At 69.3% G+C, this 19,921-nt stretch carries 16 protein-coding genes; 5 read left to right on the top strand and 11 right to left on the bottom strand.

Annotated elements, in window-relative coordinates:
* Positions 1-181: 181 nt before the first annotated feature.
* Positions 182-1,912: a proline--tRNA ligase gene (locus tag ACWDUA_RS03935; protein ID WP_449749721.1), complete on the bottom strand. Its 1,731-nt coding sequence runs from the start codon at positions 1,910-1,912 to the stop codon at positions 182-184.
* Here ACWDUA_RS03935 and yaaA point away from each other — a divergent pair.
* Together yaaA and ACWDUA_RS03945 are read left to right on the top strand one after the other, a co-directional pair.
* A complete protein-coding gene (gene yaaA / locus ACWDUA_RS03940; RefSeq protein WP_449749674.1) occupies positions 1,911-2,693 on the top strand; it encodes a peroxide stress protein YaaA in 783 nt (260 codons plus the stop codon). The two genes, ACWDUA_RS03935 and yaaA, sit on opposite strands and share 2 nt — an antisense overlap.
* A 277-nt stretch (positions 2,694-2,970) precedes the next feature.
* Entirely contained in the window at positions 2,971-3,606 is a 636-nt protein-coding gene (locus tag ACWDUA_RS03945) for an AAA family ATPase (protein WP_449749675.1), read from the top strand.
* Positions 3,607-3,735: 129 nt separating this feature from the next.
* Here the strand turns inward: ACWDUA_RS03945 and ACWDUA_RS03950 are convergent, their stop codons facing one another.
* The 4 genes from ACWDUA_RS03950 to ACWDUA_RS03965 all read right to left on the bottom strand — a co-directional run bounded on the left by ACWDUA_RS03950 (position 3,736) and on the right by ACWDUA_RS03965 (position 7,865).
* The gene (locus ACWDUA_RS03950) at positions 3,736-5,229 is read right to left on the bottom strand and encodes a DHA2 family efflux MFS transporter permease subunit (protein WP_449749722.1); all 1,494 of its coding nucleotides are present in this window, start codon (positions 5,227-5,229) and stop codon (positions 3,736-3,738) included.
* A gap of 113 nt (positions 5,230-5,342) precedes the next feature.
* Positions 5,343-6,602 carry a uroporphyrinogen-III C-methyltransferase gene (gene cobA / locus ACWDUA_RS03955; RefSeq protein WP_449749676.1) on the bottom strand — a complete coding sequence of 420 codons (1,260 nt, stop codon included), beginning with the start codon at positions 6,600-6,602 and terminating at the stop codon, positions 5,343-5,345.
* Between the two features lie 25 nt (positions 6,603-6,627).
* Complete coding sequence (locus ACWDUA_RS03960; RefSeq protein ID WP_449749677.1) at positions 6,628-6,870, bottom strand: hypothetical protein; 243 nt, start codon at positions 6,868-6,870, stop codon at positions 6,628-6,630.
* Positions 6,867-7,865, bottom strand: a complete 999-nt coding sequence (locus tag ACWDUA_RS03965; protein WP_449749678.1) for an acyl-ACP desaturase — start codon at positions 7,863-7,865, stop codon at positions 6,867-6,869. Before ACWDUA_RS03965 ends, ACWDUA_RS03960 begins: the two co-directional genes overlap by 4 nt.
* A gap of 219 nt (positions 7,866-8,084) precedes the next feature.
* On the opposite strand from ACWDUA_RS03965, the gene ACWDUA_RS03970 reads away from it, so the two are divergent.
* Positions 8,085-8,747 carry a response regulator gene (locus ACWDUA_RS03970; RefSeq protein ID WP_449749679.1) on the top strand — a complete coding sequence of 221 codons (663 nt, stop codon included), beginning with the start codon at positions 8,085-8,087 and terminating at the stop codon, positions 8,745-8,747.
* 92 nt (positions 8,748-8,839) lie between these two features.
* On the opposite strand, the gene ACWDUA_RS03975 is transcribed toward ACWDUA_RS03970, so the two are convergent.
* From ACWDUA_RS03975 to mqo, 6 genes are all read right to left on the bottom strand, one after another.
* Positions 8,840-10,495 carry a GAF domain-containing protein gene (locus ACWDUA_RS03975; protein WP_449749680.1) on the bottom strand — a complete coding sequence of 552 codons (1,656 nt, stop codon included), beginning with the start codon at positions 10,493-10,495 and terminating at the stop codon, positions 8,840-8,842.
* The gene (locus ACWDUA_RS03980) at positions 10,485-11,951 is read right to left on the bottom strand and encodes a cobyrinate a,c-diamide synthase (protein WP_449749681.1); all 1,467 of its coding nucleotides are present in this window, start codon (positions 11,949-11,951) and stop codon (positions 10,485-10,487) included. The genes ACWDUA_RS03975 and ACWDUA_RS03980 overlap by 11 nt, the downstream gene beginning before the upstream one ends.
* On the bottom strand, positions 11,914-12,531 hold the full coding sequence (gene cobO / locus ACWDUA_RS03985; protein ID WP_449749682.1) for a cob(I)yrinic acid a,c-diamide adenosyltransferase: 618 nt from the start codon (positions 12,529-12,531) through the stop codon (positions 11,914-11,916). The genes ACWDUA_RS03980 and cobO overlap by 38 nt, the downstream gene beginning before the upstream one ends.
* 61 nt (positions 12,532-12,592) lie before the next feature.
* Positions 12,593-14,623, bottom strand: a complete 2,031-nt coding sequence (locus ACWDUA_RS03990; RefSeq protein WP_449749683.1) for a VWA domain-containing protein — start codon at positions 14,621-14,623, stop codon at positions 12,593-12,595.
* Positions 14,620-15,126, bottom strand: coding sequence for a GNAT family N-acetyltransferase (locus ACWDUA_RS03995; RefSeq protein ID WP_449749684.1), 507 nt, complete (start codon positions 15,124-15,126; stop codon positions 14,620-14,622). The genes ACWDUA_RS03990 and ACWDUA_RS03995 overlap by 4 nt, the downstream gene beginning before the upstream one ends.
* A gap of 101 nt (positions 15,127-15,227) precedes the next feature.
* Entirely contained in the window at positions 15,228-16,730 is a 1,503-nt protein-coding gene (mqo, locus tag ACWDUA_RS04000; protein WP_449749685.1) for a malate dehydrogenase (quinone), read from the bottom strand.
* Positions 16,731-16,924: 194 nt separating this feature from the next.
* Between mqo and ACWDUA_RS04005 the strand changes: the two genes are divergently transcribed.
* The gene (locus ACWDUA_RS04005) at positions 16,925-18,034 is read left to right on the top strand and encodes an alpha/beta hydrolase (RefSeq protein WP_449749686.1); all 1,110 of its coding nucleotides are present in this window, start codon (positions 16,925-16,927) and stop codon (positions 18,032-18,034) included.
* Between the two features lie 4 nt (positions 18,035-18,038).
* Positions 18,039-19,430 carry a mycothione reductase gene (locus tag ACWDUA_RS04010; protein ID WP_449749687.1) on the top strand — a complete coding sequence of 464 codons (1,392 nt, stop codon included), beginning with the start codon at positions 18,039-18,041 and terminating at the stop codon, positions 19,428-19,430.
* Positions 19,431-19,921 lie beyond the last annotated feature (491 nt).

The following is a 19,921-nucleotide window of genomic DNA, read 5'->3' on the forward strand; positions in this document are numbered from 1 at the left end:
CCACGGTCCGCGCACCGCAGCCACACCACGGACGCGTGCGCACCTGCGCTGTGCGCCCGACCACCACGTGCGCGCCGAATCACCAGGGGCGCGCCGAATCACCAGGGGCGCGCCGAATCACCAGGGGCGCGGCAGATCCACCGTGCCCATGGTGATCGCGTGGGGATCTCGCCGGCGCCGATCAGCTCCGGGCGGCCGCGGTGATCGCCGACACCGCGTCGGCCACCGGCACCTCGGTGCTCTCGCCGGTGAACCGGTCACGCAGCTCGACCACGCCGTTGGCGTAACCACGTCCGACGACGACCACCGTCGGCATACCGAGCAGCTCGGCATCCTTGAACTTCACGCCCGGCGATGCCTTGCGGTCGTCGAGGAGCACCTCGAGGCCGGCGGCGTCGAGGTCGGCAGCGAGCGTGCCCGCCCCGTCGATCGCGGCCTGGTCCTTGTTGGCGATCACCAGGTGCACGTCGAACGGTGTGACCTCACGCGGCCAGCGCAGGCCCTTGTCGTCGTGCCACTGCTCGGCGAGCACCGCGACCAGTCGTGACACACCGACTCCGTAGGAGCCCATGGTGAGGCGGACCGGCTTGCCGGTCTCGCCGAGCACGTCCACCTCGAAGGCATCGGTGTACTTGCGACCGAGCTGGAAGATGTGTCCGATCTCGATGCCCTTGGCGCTGACCAGGGTGCCCTTGCCGTCGGGCGAGGCGTCACCGTCGCGGACCTCCGCTGCCTCGATGGTGCCGTCGGGGGTGAAGTCGCGGCCGGACACCAGGCCGACGACGTGCTTGTTGGGTTCGTCGGCGCCGGTGATCCACGCGGTGCCGTCGGCGACGCGCGGGTCGACGAGGTAGCGGACCTCGTTGTCCTGCAGCCCCTTCGGTCCGATGTAACCCTTGACCAGGAACGGGTTGGCGGTGAAGTCGTCCTCGGTGAGCAACTCCACCTCGGCCGGTTCCAGCGATGCCTCGAGGCGCTTGAAGTCCACCTCACGGTCGCCAGGCACGCCGACGCCGAGCAATTCCCAGTCGGCACCCGGGGCACGGACCTTGACCAGCACGTTCTTCAGCGTGTCCGCGGCGGTGTAGGTGCCGTCGAGGGCATTGTTGGCCCAGTCGACCAGCGAATCGATGGTCGGGGCGTCGGGGGTGTCGTGCACCTTCGCCTGCGGCAGACCGTCGAACGGGACGGGCTCGACCGGCGGGGTGATCACGGCCTCGACGTTGGCGGCATATCCGGACTCGAGACAGCGCACGAAGGTGTCCTCGCCGACCTCGCTCTCGGCGAGGAACTCCTCGGAGGCGCTGCCGCCCATCGCGCCGGAGGTGGCGGCGACGATCACGTACTTGACGCCGAGGCGGGCGAAGATCTTCTGGTAGGCCTCGCGGTGGGCGTCGTAGCTGGCCTTGAGACCGTCGTCGTCGAGGTCGAAGGAGTACGAGTCCTTCATCACGAACTCGCGGCCGCGCAGGATGCCGGCGCGGGGACGCTCCTCGTCGCGGTACTTGGTCTGGATCTGGTACAGGGTGACCGGCATGTCCTTGTACGACGAGTACTCACCCTTGACCAGCTGGGTGAACAGCTCCTCGTGGGTGGGGCCGAGCAGCATGTCGACGCCCTTGCGGTCCTTGAGACGGAACAGCGCATCGCCGTACTCGGTCCACCGGCCGGTCTGCTCGTAGGGGTCGCGTGGCAGTAGCGCGGGCAGGAGGATCTCCTGCGCACCGATGGCGTTCATCTCCTCGCGGACGACGTTCTCGACGGCCCTGAGCACGCGCAGCCCCAACGGGAGCCAGCTGTAGACACCCGGCGCCGCGCGTCGGACGTACCCGGCACGGACCAGCAGCTTGTGGCTGGGCACCTCGGCATCGGCAGGGTCGTCGCGCAGCGTGCGAAGGAACAGGGTCGACATGCGTGTGATCACGGGTGACCAGTTTAGTTATGGTGTTGCGGTGCTCGTCATCCTCCCTCCCTCGGAGACCAAGTCCGACGGTGGCCCGGGTTCACCGCTCGACCTCGACGCCCTCTCCTTCGGCGACCTCAATCCCATCCGCAAGACCCTGGGCGATGCGTTGGTCGTCCTCGCCGCCGACCTCGACGCCAGCCAGAAGGCGCTCGGCCTGGGTCGTACCCAGCTCGACGAGGTCGACCGCAACGCCGACCTGTGGCTCTCGCCCACCCGTCCGGCGATCGAGCGGTACACCGGGGTGCTCTACGACGCCCTCGACCACGCGTCCCTGACCAGGGCAGGCAAGGCGAAGGCCGCCGAGCGGCTGGCGATCGGCTCGGCACTGTTCGGGGTGGTACGTGCCGGTGATCCGATTCCCGCCTATCGGCTCTCCGGCGGCTCCAAACTACCCGGCTTCGGCACGCTGACCTCGGTGTGGAAGCGCGAGTTGTCGGCGACGCTCGACGCGGTCGACGACTTCGTGGTGGATCTGCGGTCGGGGATCTACCAGCAGCTCGGGCCGGTGTCGGGGGCGGTCACCGCGACCGTGGTGACCGAGTCCGCCGATGGCTCCCGCAAGGTGGTGAGCCACTTCAACAAGCACTACAAGGGGCTGATGGCACGCGAGCTGGTCCGCACCCGGCGCATCGTGCGCGATGTCAACGCACTCGCCGCTGTACTCGCCGACGCCGGACAGCGGGTCGAGATCGCCTCGCCGACCGAGATCGTCGTCGTCACCGAATAGTCCTCCCTGCCCGTCGAGTGGGCACATGAGCACGTTCACCGGGCGCCCCATCCCGCCGACCGGGCGCCCCATCCCGCCGACCGGGCGTCAGATCTCGTTGACCGGGCACCCCATCCCGCCGACCGGGCGTCAGATCTCGTTGACCGGGCGCTTGATCGCGTCGACTGGGCGCATGAGGACGTACACCGGGTGCCCCATCCCGCCGATCGGGCGCCCTACCACGTCGACCGGGTGCCAGAACAGGTTGACCGGGCGCCAACGCTCACAAGGAGTTCACGTGCCGGTCCCTACACTCGGCGCCATGCTGGTCTGGATCAACGGCGCCTTCGGCGCGGGCAAGACCCACACGGCGTTCGAACTGGCCCGCCGCTGCGGGAACGCGCATGTCGCCGATCCCGAGCTGATCGGATACGGCATCCACAAGGTGTTGCCCGCCCACGCGCGCCGCGACTTCCAGGACCGACCGCACTGGCGATCGGCGGTGGTCGCGACCCTCGCCGACGCCGTCGCCGAGTGGGACGGTCCGGTGATCGTGCCGATGACGCTGGTCGACGCCGACCACTTCGACGAGATCATGGCCGGCCTCGCCGACCGTGGCATCGACGTCACCCACGTCTCGTTGTCGGCGACACCGGCGACCTTGCAGCGCCGGCTCCGTACGCGCAGCGGGTACTGGATCGGCCGGGTCGCGGGACGCGAGGAGACATGGGCGATGGCACAGATCGACCGCTGCGTCGAGGCACTCGCCGCTCCGCGGTTCGCCGTCCACGTGCCGACCGACGGCCGCTCGCTCGATGCCGTCGTCGAGACGATTGCCGCCCTGACCGGACTAACCCTGCGCCGTCCGCCGCTTCGTGGGCCGCGGCGGCAACTGCGCCGGGTACGAGTGGGACTCGCCCACATCCGATGGTGACGTGGCCGGCTACCCGGTCAACGCGATCGAGCGCCCGGTCAACGAAGTCAGGCGCCCGGTCAACGAAATCAGGCGCCCAGTCAACGCGAACGGACGCCCGGTGAACGTGTTCGGGAGACGGGGCGACGACTAGTTCGGGTCGAGATCGGAGTTGGCCGCCTCTTGCGCGGCCTGTCCCTCGGCGACCTCTTCGGGGGTGAACCGCATGAACAGCACCACCACCGCCGCGATCACCGCGATACCGGCACAGCAGGCGAAGGCCAGTCCGTAGCCGTCGGCCTGCGCCGCGAGCTGGGTCTCGTTCATCGTCTCCACCGGTGCCGTGGTACCGCCCTGCGACAGAGCCCGCGAGGTGACCATGGCGCCGACGATGACCAGACCGATGGCCCCGCCGAGGTTCTGCGCCACCTGGGCGAGGGCGGTGAGCGGACCGATCTCGGTAGGGCCGACACCGGCCACCACCGACAACGTCAGCGGGATCACCGCCAGCCCCACGCCGAATCCGATCACGATCACCGGGATCGCGATGCTGGGCAGATAGCTCGGCTTGTCGTCGGCGATCGAGGAGGCGTAGAGACAGCCGAACAGGATCACCGCACCGCCGAACAACACCAGCCAGCGCGGCTGGATCAGCAACGCCAACTTGGAGGCGATGGCGGCGGCCACGCCGAGTCCCACGGCGAAGGGCACCACGGCCAGTCCACTCTGGATCGGTGTGTACTTGAGGATTCCCTGCAGGTACTGCGAGATGAACACCGCCATGCACATCATGATCATGCTGGACAGGAAGATCGCCCCGAGTGCGGCCACACGACTGGAGTTGTCGAACAACACGAACGGCAGGATCGGGTTGGCGGCACGCCGCTCGACCATCACGAATGCGATCAGCGCGACCGTGCCGAGCACGAACGACACGATCACCAGCGGCCGTCCCCACCCGTTGGGTCCTTCGCTCACCGCGAGGACCAGCAGGGTGCAGCCGAGTGTGGCGAGAACGGCTCCGGGCACGTCGAGCGCCAGCCGCTCCCCCTGCGATTCACGCAGCACCCACAGTGCCCCGACGGCCACCGCGATACCGATCGGCACGTTGATCAGGAACACCAGCCGCCAGGACACCTGGGTGAGCACGCCACCGAGGATCAGGCCGGCCACCGACCCCAGTCCGGTCATCGCGGCGTAGATCGCGAAGGCCTGGCTTCGTGGTTTACCGGGTGCGAAGGTGGTCGCGACCAATGCCATTGCGGTGGGTGCGGCGATCGCCGCCGAGGCCCCCTGCAGACCGCGGCCGATGATCAGGCTCGTGCTGTCCCAGGCCACACCGCACAGCAGCGACGTCACCGTGAACGCCGTGACGCCGATGATGAACATGCGTTTGCGGCCGAACGTGTCTCCGAGTCGGCCACCGAGCAGCATCAGTCCGCCGAAGGCCAGCACATACGAGGTGATCACCCAGTTGGCGGTGGACTCCCCCATGTCGAGGTGATCCCGGATGGACGGCAACGCGAGGGCGGCGACGGTACCGTCGAGCACCATCAGCAACTGCATCCCCGACAACACCAGGATGGCCAGTCCGAATACCGGTTGGAAGGCGGCCGACGACGGGGTCCCCGGACCCTCCCCCATGCCGCCGGACACTCGGCGCTGTGTGTGGCCCGATGTCGACATGGAGGTCGACGCTACCGGTACCCGCCGCGCATATGCCAATCCCCGATGACGAATCGAGACGTGGCCGACACCTATCCGCCGGTGAGAGCGTCGGCGTCGGTGAACCCGGCGACGGTGCCGATCACCACGATCGCGGGCGGCCTCAAGTTCTCGTCGGCCGCGGTCTGTGCGGCGTGCGCGAGGTCGGTGCGGATGAGCCGCTGGGTGGGTAGCGAACCGTTCTCGATCAGCGCGACCGGCGTGTCGGCGGGGCGTCCGCCGTCGAGCAGGGCCGCGGTGAACTTGTCGATCCGTTCCACCGCCATCATCAGCACCAGGGTGCCGCGCAGCTTCCCGAGCGCCGGCCAGTCGACCAGGGAGTCGGGATGGTCGGGGGCGACATGCCCCGACACGATCACCACCTCGTGGGTCACCCCGCGATGGGTCACCGGGATCCCGGCCGACGCGGGCACCGAGATGGGACTGGTGATGCCGGGCACCACGCTCACCGGCACCCCGGCGGCCACACACGCCTGCAGTTCCTCGAATCCGCGGCCGTAGACATACGGGTCGCCGCCCTTGAACCGGACGACGAACTTGCCCTCCTTGGCCTTGGCGACGAGGACGTCGTTGATGGCCTCCTGCTTCATCGCCCGCCCATAGGGCACCTTCGCGGCGTCGATGATCTCGACCTGCGGGCCGAGTGCGGCGAGCAGCGCCGGTGGCGCAAGCCGGTCGGCGACGACGACGTCGGCGGCCATCAGCAGCCGCAGACCGCGGACGGTGATCAGGTCCGGGTCACCGGGGCCCCCGCCGACCAGGGCCACGCCGGGCGGGTGCGGCGCCTCCTCGACCGCCAGCTCGCCGTCGGCGAGGGCGCGGGAGATGGCCGCACGCAACGACGCCGACAACTTGTGGTCGCCACCGGCGAGCACGCCGAACTGGACATCGCGGTGACGCCCCGACGCCGGGGTGACGGCGGTGCCGAAACGCGCGTCGTCGGCGCGCACGCAGAAGGTGTGACGGCGTTCGGCCTCGGCGACGACGGCCGCGTTGACCTCCGGGTCGTCGGTGCAGGCCATGGCGTACCAGGCGCCGTCGAGGTCGCCGTCGGCATAGGCCCGGTGATGCAGGGTGATCCCCGGGTACGACTCGACCGCCGGAGTCGCCTCGACCGCGATGACGTGCACATCGGCACCCACCGACACCAGGTTGGGCAGCCGGCGTTGCGCCACCGACCCGCCGCCCACCACGACCACCTTGCGGCCGACGAGGTCGAGACCTGCCAGATAGTGGCCGAAGCCGGATGTTCCGGGCTCAGGGGACGTGGTGTCGGCAGGGGGCGCAACCATGAGTGAACACCCTACCGACCGGGGTTCAGAGCGGCAGTTCCCCGGTCCGCCGGATGTGCGCCCACACGTCGGCGGATGGCACGCCGAGGCGGTGGGCCGCCGACTGCAGCAGGGTGCCGAGCAGCATCGAACTCCAGTACTCCCCGGCGGCCGCGTCGTCGCTGTGGGTGCGGACCTCGTTCCACCAGGTCGGATTGCGGCTGGCCGCGGCCTCGGCCATGGTGATCGCCGCCTCGAATCCGACCGGTACCTCGGCCACGATGGTCACGCCCCGGCCCGTTCCTTGCGGGCGGCACGCTCGAGCGCACGCTCACGGGCCCGCTCGAACTTGTCGACCTTGACGTTCATCTCCTCGAGGAAGTCGGCGAGCTTGTCGCGGTACATCTCGCCGAGCGGCCCGAAGTCGTCACGCTCGAAGATCCGCCACTTCCGCAGCACCGGCATCACGACCTCCGACATGTGCTGGGGCAGGTCGTAGATGCCGCCCTTGGCGATCAGCACCGCATTGCGCCGGAAGTTCGGCATGGTGGCGCCGGGCATCTGGAAGTTCGAGACGATCGCGTAGATCGCGGCCATCGCCTGGTCGGGGACCAGGTCGAGCGCCCCGGCGACGATGTTGCGGTAGAAGAGCATGTGCAGGTTCTCGTCGGCGGCCACGCGCTGCAGCATGCGATCGGCGATCGGGTCACCGCAGGCCTTGCCGGTGTTGCGGTGGCTGACGCGGGTGGCGAGTTCCTGGAATGACACGTACGCCACGGCGAAGAGCATGTCGAAGCTGTGGTCCCGCTGGCCGTCGTCCTCGGGCAGGGGGTTGAAGCCGTGGGTCATGTGCGCCATGCGGATCTCTTCGAGTTCCACCGGGTCCACACCGCGGGTGACGACGAGGTAGTCACGCATGACGATGCTGTGCCGGTTCTCCTCCGCGGTCCAGCGACCCACCCAGAAGCCCCAGGCGTCGTCGAGGCTGAAGTTGTCGGCGATCACCCGGTGATACGACGGCAGGTTGTCCTCGGTGAGCAGGTTGGTGATCATCGCGGCCTTGGCGACCTCCGACAGCTGTGACTGCGCGGGGTCCCAGTCGATGCCGCCGAGTGCGGCGAAGTTCCGGCCCTCGTCCCACGGCACGTAGTCGTGGGGATGCCAGTCCTTGGTCATCTTCATGTGCCGTTCCACCTCGGCCTCGCAGACCGGCAGCAACTCGCGCAACAGATCCGACCCGGTCATGCCGGTGTCGCTGGTGGCTTCTCCGATGAGGGTGGTCACAGGGACTCCTTGTTCTTGTGGGACGTCGGTTCGGTGCGGCACGTCGTCGCCCACCTCGTCGTGGGCTCGTCGGTGGGACTCCGGTCACAGAGTCCGGACACGCACTCCGGCCGGTAACCACTTTCGTCTCGGTCACACCCGTCACACCTGTGCCGAAGGTCCCGACCCGATGGGGACCGACGTCGCGAATCGGTTTCGGAGGTGCGGTAGTTTCGAATCATGTCCACCCCGGCCGGCACGCCCGTGCGCGTGTATCTCGTCGACGATCACGAACTGGTGCGACGCGGTCTGCGCGATCTGCTCGGCACCGCCGACGACATCGAGGTGATCGGTGAGGCCGCGACCGTCGGCGAGGCAAAGGTCGGGATCCTGGCCACCCGGCCCGACGTCGCGGTACTCGACGTCCGCCTGCCCGACGGGAACGGCGTGGAGCTGTGCCGCGATGTGCGCGCCGCCGATCCGTCGGTGCGATGCCTGATGCTGACCAGCTACGCCGACGACGACGCGCTGCTCGCCGCCGTGCTGGCCGGTGCCTCCGGATTCGTGCTCAAGCAGATCCTCGGCCACAACCTGGTCGCCGCGGTCCGCACGGTCGGGCAGGGCGGGTCCCTGTTGGACGACCGCAGCACTGCTGCCCTGCTGGCCAAGCTGCGTGACGGCAAGGAACAGAAGGCCGATCCGCTCGCCGAACTGACCCATCAGGAACGCGAGGTGTTCAACCTGATCGGCGAGGGTCTCACCAACCGTCAGATCGCCGAGCGGATGTTCTTGGCGGAGAAGACGATCAAGAACTACGTCTCGCGCATCCTGGCGAAGCTGGACATGCAGCGACGCACCCAGGTCGCGGTGATGGCCACCAAGATCCGCGACGGCAAGATCTGACGTGGATCCGAGAACTGCCCGAGGCCGGGATCCGGCAGGGCCAGATCCGATCGTGCCGGATCCGATCGGGGCCCGCCCCGATCCGGACGCTCCTACCCCGGGGTGAGCGGCACCGACCAGGTGAGTGTGGTGCCGCCCCCGCGCCCACCGGAACGGCCGGGCCGGGTGGTGATGTCGAAGGTGCCGTCGCATTCTTCGGCGCGGCGGGTCAGGTTCTCCAGCCCGCGGTAGGCGACCGCGGTGTCGATCCCGATCCCGTCGTCACCGATCTCGACCGTGAGCACGTCGTCGGCACTGACCGCCACCGAGATGTGCTCCGCCCTGGCATGTCGCAGGGCATTCGAGAGACCTTCGCGCAGAACGGCATCGATGTGCGGGCCGAGGGCCTCGGGCACGACGGTGTCGACCGGACCGGCGAACTGCACGCTGGGCGCGATGGGAGCGTGCACGGCGAGTTCGGACACGATGTCGAGGACGCGGCGCCGCAGCGTCGAGGTGTCGTGGTGGCCCGGGACGGTCTGCAGGTCGAAGATCGACGTCCGGATCTGCGCGATGGTCTTGTCGAGGTCGGTCATCACCTGATCGAGGCGGACGGTGATCGGGTCGTCGACGGCGCCGTCCCCGGTCTGCGAGGCCCGCCCGGCCTGCAGCGTTTGCACCGACATGCCGATCGCGAACAGACGCTGGATCACGTGATCGTGCAGGTCACGCGCGATTCGGTGACGGTCCTCGAGCACCTCGAGGTCACGCGCCACCTGCTGCTGCTCGGCGTAGACGATGGCCAGCGAGGCGATCTCGGCCACACCGACCAGCCCGGACAGGTCCTCGTCGTCCCAGAGTGGCCTCGTGCGATGGGTGATCAGCACCCACCCGAACGCCCCCGACGCCCGCTGCAGCGGCTGCACCGTCGCCCACTGCGCTCCGTCGCGGACGATCGCACCCCCGATGTCGGCGGCCGGGAGCACCGCGAGGGCGGGCCCGGCCGGCATGGTCAGCCCGCACGCGTCGACGCCGGGTCGAGTGGAGCCGCCGATCTCGGGTTCGTCGGGCTCTCCGGTGATCAGCAAGACATCCACCGCACCGACCAGCTCGGCGACGTCGACACACATCCGGGACAGGGTGTCCGACAACGCGATCCCGGCGAGCGGCTCGGACCCACGCCGTGCCACCAGCTCCAGCCAACGCTGCCGGGTACGCGCACTCTCGAACAGCTGCGCGTTGTCGATCGCGATGCCGGCGGCGACTGCCAGCACGGCGATCAGGGTTTCGTCGATCTCGCTGAACTCCGCGGCTCCCTGCTTCTCGGTGAGGTAGATCCGGCCGAAGATGGACCCGCGGATGATGATCGGCGCACCGAGAAAGGTGGTCATCGGCGGATGGTTCGGCGGGAAGCCGACCGACGCCGGATGCTGGGCGAGGTCGGGGATACGCAGCACGTGCGGGGAGTCCATCAGCACGCCGAGCACACCGCGCCCGACCGGCAGCGGCCCCATCACCGCCCGTTGCTCGGGGGTGATACCGGTGTAGACGAATTCCTTGAGCTGCCAGTCGTGTCCGCGCACACCGAGTGCGCCGTACCGGGCGTCGACCACGCCGACGGCCACCTCGATGATCCGGGTCAGCGCGCGGTCGAGGTCGAGTCCGCGGCCGACCACCAGAACGGACTCGAGCAGGTCGCGCAGGATCTCGGGCTTGTCGGCACCGTGCGCCACGAGCGCGTCGAGGGCCTCGCCGATCTCATGAGCCATGGCGGTCTCCTTCTCCGACGGTTGCGTAGGCCGCCGCGGCGACGAACCGGCTGATCGCCTGTGGTTGCGCGACCGGATGAACATGCAGGTAGGACGCATGCACCACCCCTGAGGCGACACCGTCGACGGTAGGTGTCCCGGTGGCATCGCGCCACCCCCAGGCCGGCGGGTGCTCGTCGAGTTCGACATGGGAGCGGTGGAACTCGTGTCCGGTGACACGTTCGCCGGTGCGGTAGAGCACCGAGTCGCCGACCGCCACGCCGTCGCGGTAGCCGAGCGTCAGGCGCGGCCCGAATCGTCCGACGCCGTCGATCACCCCGGCCATCGGATGCCCGTCGAGCTCGCGGCACAGATAGAGCAGTCCGGCGCACTCGGCGTGGATCGGACGCCCGGCCCGGGCGTGGTCGGCGAGGTCGGCGCGCAGGTCGGTGTTCGCGGCGAGATCCTCGGCATGTTCTTCGGGGAAGCCGCCGCCGATCACCACCCCGGCCGTCCGCTCGGGGAGTCGGTCGGTGAGCGGGTCGAAGGTGACCGCCTCGGCCCCGGCGGCGCGCAGCATCTCGGGGTGCTCGGCATAGCCGAAGGTGAAGGCTGCACCGGCGGCGACCGCGATCACCGGCCGCTCCCCCGATCCGCCGGGGTGGGCGGCGACGGGGTGGGTGCCGATCGCCTCGTCGGCCGACCACGGCGGGACCGGGGTGGCGGTGCGTCGCGAGGCGGCGGCGACGATCCCGGGCAGGTCCAGGCCCGCGGCGATCCCGGCGGTCATCGCGTCGACCGCGGCCACCGCCTCGCCCCGACGCTCGGCGGCGGGGATCAGCCCCAGATGCCGGGAGGGCACCGTCAACGCCGGATCACGGTGCAGCACACCGTAGACCGGGAGCCCGACCCGGGTGCACGCCTGCCGTAGCACGGTCTCGTGCCGGGCCGATCCGACGCGGTTGAGGATCACCCCGGCGATCCGGACCGCCGGCGAGTAGCCGAGGAAGCCGTGCAGCAGCGCCGCCACCGACTGGCTGTGGCCCGCGGCGTCGACGACGAGGATCACCGGTGCCCCGATCAGGGTGGCGACGTGGGCGGTGGAGCCGGTACCGATCGGGTCGGAATCGTCGTCGGTGATTCGGCCGTCGAACAGCCCCATGACGCCCTCGACGACGGCGATGTCGGCGCCCGCGCATCCGGCCGCGAACAGCGGTGCGACGGCGTCGGGGCCGACCAGGTTGGGGTCGAGGTTGCGGCCGACACGACCGGCGGCCACCGCGTGGTAGCCGGGGTCGATGTAGTCCGGGCCCACCTTGAACGGCGCGACGGTGTGGCCGGCCGCACGCAGCGCGCCGAGCAGGCCGGTGGTGACGGTGGTCTTGCCACTACCCGAGGCGGGTGCGGCGATCACGATCGCCGGGATCGCGCTCACCGGATCACCATTCGATGCCTTTCTGACCCTTGCGGCCGGCATCCATCGGATGGGCGATCTTGCGCATCTCGGTGACCAGATCGGCGGCGTCGACCAGGGCCTGGGGGGCGCGGCGGCCGGTGATCACGACATGCTGACGGCCCGGGCGGCCGGCCAGTGTGGACACCACCTCGTCGGTGTCGACCCAGTTCCAGTCCAGCGGGTAGGTGAACTCGTCGAGCACGTAGAAGTCGTGCTGTTCGGCGGCCAGTCGACGGGCGATCTCGTCCCACCCCGCGCGTGCGGCGGCAGCGTGATCGTCGTCGGCATCGGCATTGGCGCGCAGCCAGGACCAGCCCTGGCCCATCTTGTGCCATTCGACGGGTCCGCCGGCGCCGGTGGCCTCGTGGACGTCGCCGAGCGCGGTGAGTGCGGACTCCTCTCCCACCTTCCACTTGGCCGACTTCACGAACTGGAACACCGCCACCCGCATCCCGGCGTTCCAGGCGCGCATCGCCATGCCGAAGGCTGCGGTGGACTTGCCCTTGCCGTCGCCGGTGTGGACGGCGAGCAGCGGGGTGTTGCGGCGCTGGCGCGTGGTCAGGCCGTCGTCGGGGACTGAGGTCGGGACTCCTTGCGGCACGGTGGGTCTCCTGTGTGAAAGGGCGGGCGGGGCGGGTGCGCCGGACGTCGGTGGTCGGACCTCAGGCGGCGGAGTGCGCGGGGCGCTGCAGGGCGGTCACGCTGAGCTGTGCCATCGGTATCAGGTCGGCGCGCAGGTGGGTGGCGAGCTCGGCGGCCAGGCCGAGGCGGACCATCCCCTGCTCGCAGTCGACGACGACGGTGTCGATCCCCCTGGCGCCGAGCAGATCCGCGGCGGCCCGCGCGCGTTGCGAGGCGTCGGCGCCGGCGGTCGCCCGGCCGTCGGTGAGCACCACCAACAACGGGCGACGCTGCGGCTCGGTCCGGCGTGCGCGGGCGATCAGATCGTCGGCCATCGCAAGCCCCTCGGCCAGCGGGGTGCGCCCGCCGGTGCGGACACCGGCGAGGCGTCGCACGGCGATCTCCACCGACTTGGTCGGCGGCACGACGGTGTCGGCGCGGGATCCGCGGGCGACGATCACCGCGACCCGGTCGCGTCGTGTGTAGGAGTCACGCAGCAGCTCCACGCACAGGTCACCGACCGCTTCGAGTCGTCGGCGGGCGGTCATCGACCCGCTCAGATCCACCACGAACACCACGAGATTGCCCTCCTGGCCGATCCGGTCGGCGCCCCTGAGGTCCGGTTCGGTGATCTGGACCCGTCCGGTGTCGGCGAGGCCCCGCGCCGCGGCCGAGAGGACCGTGCCGAACAGGTGAACCGGTGCGCCGCTGCCGAACTCGACGGCCCGCACGGTCTGACCCCGTCGACTGCGGGCCCGTGACCGGCGGCCCGGGTCGCCGTCGCCGATCCCGTCGACCCGCAACGCCCGCATCCGACGGGGCGCGGTGGTCGGCGGGGTGCCGAACGCCCCACCCGGTGGGTGGCCCGCCGGACCCTTCGGTTCCGCGTCGGAACCCGTCTCTGTGCCCGGTGCCGGGGCCGGGGTGGCCGGACCGGTGTCGGTGTTGTCGGGGTGGCCGGGCTCGTCTGGGCCGGCGCCCGATCCGGCGTCGCCCTGCGGGCCGGCGTTCGGATCGGGACCGTCGGGTGTGCCGCCCGGCCCACCGTCCGGGTCGGTGTCCGGGGGCTGGGGGTCGTCACCGGCGGCGTCGTCACCGGCGGCGAGCGCCTCGTCGAGCTGCTGGTCACTGAGGCCCGACTCGTCGAACGGGTTGCGGCGCCGCCGATGTGGCAGAGCGAGTTCGACGGCGACCCGGACGTCGTCGGCGTCGACGGCGTCGGCCCCACGCAATGCGGCATGCGCGGTGGCGGTCCGGGCGACGACGATGTCGCCGCGCATCCCGTCGACCTCGAGATGCGCGCAGATCCCGGCGATCCGCCGCAGCTGGGGGTCGGACAGTTCCACGTCGCCGATCACGTCACGGGCGCGGGCGATCCGGTCGGCGAGGTCGGCCTCGGCGGCGGCGTAACGGGCCCGGAACGACTCCGGGTCGGTGTCGAAATCCATTCGGCGACGGACGATCTCGACGCGCTCGGAGACATCGCGGGCGGCGGTGACGGCCACCGCGAGCCCGAACCGGTCGAGTAGCTGCGGCCGCAACTCCCCCTCTTCCGGGTTCATGGTGCCCACCAGCACGAAGTCCGCGGGCTGGGTGTGCGAGACGCCGTCACGTTCCACGGTGACACGACCGCTGGCGGCGGCGTCGAGGAGGACGTCGACGAGATGGTCGGCGAGCAGGTTGACCTCGTCGATGTAGAGCACGCCGCCGTCGGCGCGGGCGAGCAGACCCGGGGTGAACTCGGGACGCCCGTCTCGCAGCACGCTGGTGAGGTCGATCGATCCGATGACCCGGTCCTCGGTGGCACCGATCGGCAACTCGACGACGCGTCCCCGTCCGTGTGGTCCGTCGTCGAGCAGGGGCCCCAGCGCCCGGACGATGGTGGACTTGGCCGTGCCCTTCTCACCCTGGATCAGCACTCCGCCGATCCCCGGTGAGATCGCACACAGGATGAGCGCGAGTTTGAGCCGGTCCTGGCCGACCACTGCGGTGAACGGGTAGCGCAGCGGCGCGGGGGCGCCCGTGTTCGCGATCCGCTGCGGTCCGTCCGGACGGATGGTGGAACTCGTCACGCGTCGGTGACCTCCGGGTTCTGGGTCGGGGTGGTCCCGGCGGGACGCACCATCGAGACGTGTGGGATGCCGTCTTCGAGGTACTCGTCACTGTCGGCGCGGAAACCGAAGCGCGCGTACATCTCCGAGAGATACGCCTGCGCCTCGATCCGGCAGGTGTGCGCCCCGATCTCGTCGAGGGCGGCCTGCATCAGCCGGGCGGTCAGCCCCTGGCCGCGATGCGCGCGCTCGGTGCACACCCGGCCGATCCGGTAGACCATGCGGCCGTCGAGGCCCGGCCCGTCCTCGAGCAGACGCAGGGTGGCGAGCACCGCGTCGTCGTCGGCGAACCAGAAGTGGCGGGTGGCGGGTTCGAGGTCACGGCCGTCCAGCTCGGGATACGGGCACGCCTGTTCGACGACGAAGACATCCACCCGCAACCGCAGGAGGCGGTAGAGGGTCGCGGTGTCGAGGTCGGCGGACGACCGCCGATACAGCTGCGGTTCCGGCATCGGTGACGTCATGGGTTCGTGGGTATCACACCTGCGGCCATCGGCGGTATCCGGGCAGGTGAGATGCGAGATGCCCGCGCGGTCCGGGGTCGGTCCGCGCGGACATCCACGGCTCAGGCTCCGGCCGGGGCGAGCGCCGAGTCACGCTTGAGCTGCAGGCTGGTGCTGGTCCAGTCCCAGACCTGACGGAACAGGTCGCGGTTGCCCGACAGCTTCTGCCCGAACGACGGGATCATCTCGGTGAGCTTGGGTGTCCACGTCTTGTACTCGGTCGGGAAGCACTTCTCCAGGACGTTGAGCATGGCCGGCACGGCGGTGGACGCGCCCGGCGATGCGCCGAGCAGTCCGGCGATGGTGCCATCACCGGCGGCGACGACGGCGGTGCCGAACTCCAACGAACCGCCGACACCGGTCTTGCGGATCACCTGGACGCGCTGACCGGCGGTGATCATCTCCCAGTCGGAGCCGAGGGCACGCGGGACGAACTCCGACAGCGTCGCGACACGGTCGGCGGGGGTCGCGGCGAGCTCGGAGATCAGGTACTTGAGCAGGCCGAACTCCTGCGGCGCGATCGACAGCATCGGCAGCATGTTGCCCGGCTTGATCGTGCTAGGCAGGTCCATGAAGCTGCCGCTCTTGAGGAACTTCGGCGACCAGCCCGCGTACGGGCCGAACAGCAGGCCCTTCTTGTGGTTGATCACCCGGGTGTCGAGGTGCGGCACCGACATCGGCGGGGCACCGACGGCGGCCTGGCCGTACACCTTGGCGGCATGCTGCTCGATCAGATCGGGGTTGGTGCAGCGGAAGAACTCACCCGAGACCGGGAACCCACCGAAGCCCTTGGCCTCGGCGATACCGGACTTCTGCAGCAGATGCAGGGCCCCACCGCCGGCGCCGACGAACACGAACTTGGCGTGCACCTCGAGCTTCTCGCCGGTGCGGGTGTTGCGCACCTTGACGATCCAGCTGCCGTCGGACTGCTTGTGCAGGTTGGTCACCGAGTGACCGAAGTAGATGTCGCCGCCGCGGGAGACGAAGTTGAGCAGACCCTGGGTGAGGGCGCCGAAGTCGACGTCGGTGCCGTCGGTGAACCAGTTCAGGGCGACCGGTTCGTCGAAGTCACGCCCGGTGGCCATCAGCGGGAGTCGCTTGCTGAACTCGTCGGGGTCGGTGATGTACTCCATGCCCTCGAAGAGGGTCTGCGCCGAGAGGCGGTCGTAGCGCTTGCGCAGGTACTCCGCACCGGCCGCACCGTGGGTGAAGCTGACGTGCGGGATGGGGTTGATGAACTCGTCCGGGGCGCCGAGCACGCCGTTGTCCACGGCGTGGGCCCAGAACTGCCGCGACACCTGGAACTGCTCGTTGATGTTGAGTGCCTTGTCGATGTTCACATCGCCGTCGGCGGTCTTGGGGGTGTAGTTGAGCTCACACAGCGCCGAGTGACCGGTGCCGGCGTTGTTCCACGGGTCCGAGCTCTCCGCCGCGGCGGCGTCGAGTCGTTCGAACAGGCTGATCGACCAGTCGGGCTGCAGCTGACGCAGCAGCGCTCCCAGCGTGGCACTCATGATGCCCGCGCCCACCAACGCCACATCTGTCTTGATCACCGTTTGCGACACCCTGGACTCCACTTCACGCAGCTCGGACGACCCTCGTCCGTTGTCGACCTCCCATTCTCCCCCATCTACCCCGACCCGCCTCAAGGGAGTCGACGGAATGTGGGCTGTGCGACATTCCATCGAGCACTGTGCCATCACGTCCCAGGCCGTCGCCGTCGGGTCGCGGGCGTGCCGATCCTCTCTACAGTGGTCTCGTGACGTCTTCTGAGACCACCGCTTCTGAGACCGCCGCCGGCGCCCTCGCATCCGGCTGGCAACCCGACCACTTCCTCGATCACTACGAGGTCCGCACGATCGACCTGGGCCCAGACCCCGACGGCGAGGACCCGATCACCGCGACCCTCGTCCGACGCCCGCACACCACCGCCGACGCCGAGCGTGGCGCGGTCCTCTATGTGCACGGGTTCACCGACTATTTCTTCCACGAGCCGCTGGCCGAGTACTTCGCCGGGCGTGGCCGTGCGTTCTATGCGATCGACCTGCGCAAGTGCGGTCGGTCCCTGCAGGAGCACCACACCGCGCACTTCACCACCGATCTGCGGTGTTACGACGAGGAGCTCGGCAAGGCCGTCGACATCATCGTCGACGAGCTGGGACCGGACACACGGATCCTCGTGGCCGCCCATTCGACCGGTGGGCTGATCACCCCGCTGTGGCTGGACCGGTTGCGCCGTGACGATCCGGTCCGGCATGCCCACATCGACGGGCTGCTGCTCAACAGTCCGTGGTTCGACCTGCAGGGCAAGCCGGTGCTGCGAACGCTCCCGGTATCGATGGGCATCAGAGCCGTCGCCGCGGTGAAACCGAAAACCGTCATCCCGCAAGAACTCTCGTCCGCTTATGGCGAGAGCCTGCACCAGGACTCGCGCGGTGAGTGGAGCTATGACCTCACCCTCAAGCCGTTGGGCGGCTTCCCGGTGACCGTCGGCTTCCTCGACGCGGTCCGCACCGGACAGCGTCATCTGCATCACGGGATCGATGTCGGGGTGCCGTCGCTGGTACTGCGGTCGGACAAGACACATTTCGCCGGGAAGTATTCGGCCGCGGTCGACGTTGCCGATGCCGTGCTCGATGTCGGCCAGATCGCGCAGTGGAGCGGCTGCCTGGGCAATCGCGTGACCACGATCCCGGTCACCGATGCCCGGCACGACGTATTCCTGTCGGTCGCGCATGCCCGTGAGCAGGCCTACCGCGAGGTGGACGCCTGGCTCGCGGCCACGGTCGACGCCGACACCACGGTGACCGACGTCCCGGGCGTCGCCGCCGGGACGGGCGTTGCCGTGCACGATGCTGAGGAGAACTGAATCCATGACCACCCACACCGTCGATCTCGCGATCATCGGCTCCGGCAGTGGCAACTCGCTGCCCGACGAGCGATACGCCGGCAGGTCTGTCGCGATCTTCGAGGAGGGCATCTACGGCGGGACGTGCCTCAACGTCGGCTGTATCCCCACCAAGATGTTCGTCTACGCCGCCGAGGTCGCCGAGATCGCGGCCGACGGTGATCGGCTCGGCGTGCACTCGCATGTCGACGGGACCGACTGGCCGTCGATCGTGTCCCGGGTGTTCGGCCGGATCGATCCGATCTCGGCGGGTGGCAAGCGGTATCGCGTCGAGGACTGCGACAACATCACCGTCTTCGACACGCATGTCCGGTTTGCCGGCCGGGATGCCGACGGCCGCTACCGCCTGGTGACCGCCGACGACGTGATCCTCGCCGACGAGGTGGTGCTGGCCGCCGGCTCGCGCGCATCGGTTCCGTCGCCCATCGCCGACAGCGGGGTCCGCTATTACACCAATGTCGATGTGATGCGGCTGGAATCGTTACCGCAGAAGATGATCATCCTCGGCAGCGGGTACATCGCCGCCGAGTTCGCGCATGTCTTCGGCGCACTCGGCACCGAGGTGTCGATCGTGGCGCGCGGCCCGCGGATGCTCCGCAAGCTGGACGACGAGATCTCGCGCCGGTTCACCGAAGTCGCCCGGAAGCGGTGGGATCTGCACCTCGACACCCATGTGGTCGGGGCGGGCGATCTCCCCGACGGCGGCGTGCGGGTGCAGTTCGCCGACGGTGAGCACCTCGACGCCGACGTCCTGCTGGTGGCCACCGGCCGCGAGCCCAACGGCGACCGGCTGGGTCTGGAGACCATCGGGTTGCCGCTCGCCGACGACGGTCGGGTGATCGTCGACGCCCACGGCCGCACGCAGGCGGAGAAGGTCTGGGCTCTCGGTGACGTGTCGTCGCCGTACCAGCTGAAGCACGTCGCCAACCACGAACTGAGGGTGGTGCAGGAGAATGTGCTGAAAGGTTGGGATGCAACCGATCTCGAGTCGTTCGACCATCGGTACGTTCCGGCGGCGGTGTTCACCCATCCGCAGATCGCCACGGTCGGGCTGACCGAGGAACAGGCCCGCGCCACCGGTCGCGACATCACCGTCAAGGTGCAGGCCTACGGCGACGTCGCTTATGGCTGGGCGATGGAGGACACCACCGGATTCTGCATGCTGATCGCCGAGCGCGGTACCGGCGAGTTGCTCGGCGCCCACATCATGGGTCCGCAGGCTCCGACGGTGATCCAGCCGGTCATCCAGGCCATGTCCTTTGGGCTGCACGCGAAACAGATGGCTCGTGGCCAGTACTGGATTCACCCGGCGATGCCCGAGGTCCTGGAGAACGCCCTTCTCGGACTGGACATCTGAGAGGTTCCCGACGTCGATCGTGCAGGATCGCCGGTTGATACCCGAGTCGGGTGACCACCTCGGAGTTGGCCGGGTTGGCAACTCGGCCGCCGGAGGTTTCGACACGCCTCGTCGCTGCGCTCCTCGCCGGCTCAACCACCAATGCTCAGTTGATGATTGGGCGAGGACTCCCTTCGATGATCGAGCCGGGACCGAGCATCGCGAGGACCCGAGTCGAAATCCGGTGAGGCAACAATGTCAGCCACCCACCACCCCGCACTCAGCTCAACCAGCGTTTGCCACTTGATGATTGAGCCGGGACCGAGCGAAGCGAGGACCCGAGTCGAAATCTCCGCCGCTTCCGTGGTGTGGCGACCACCTCAGCGGTGGCCGGGTCGCCGAACCCGGCCGGCAGAGGTTTCGACACGCCTCGTCGCTCCGCTCCTCAGCAGCTCAACCACCACAGACACACACCTCGTCGCACCGCTCCGCAGCAGCTCAACCAGCGTTTG

It is taken from the genome of Gordonia sp. NPDC003376 (assembly GCF_053589235.1).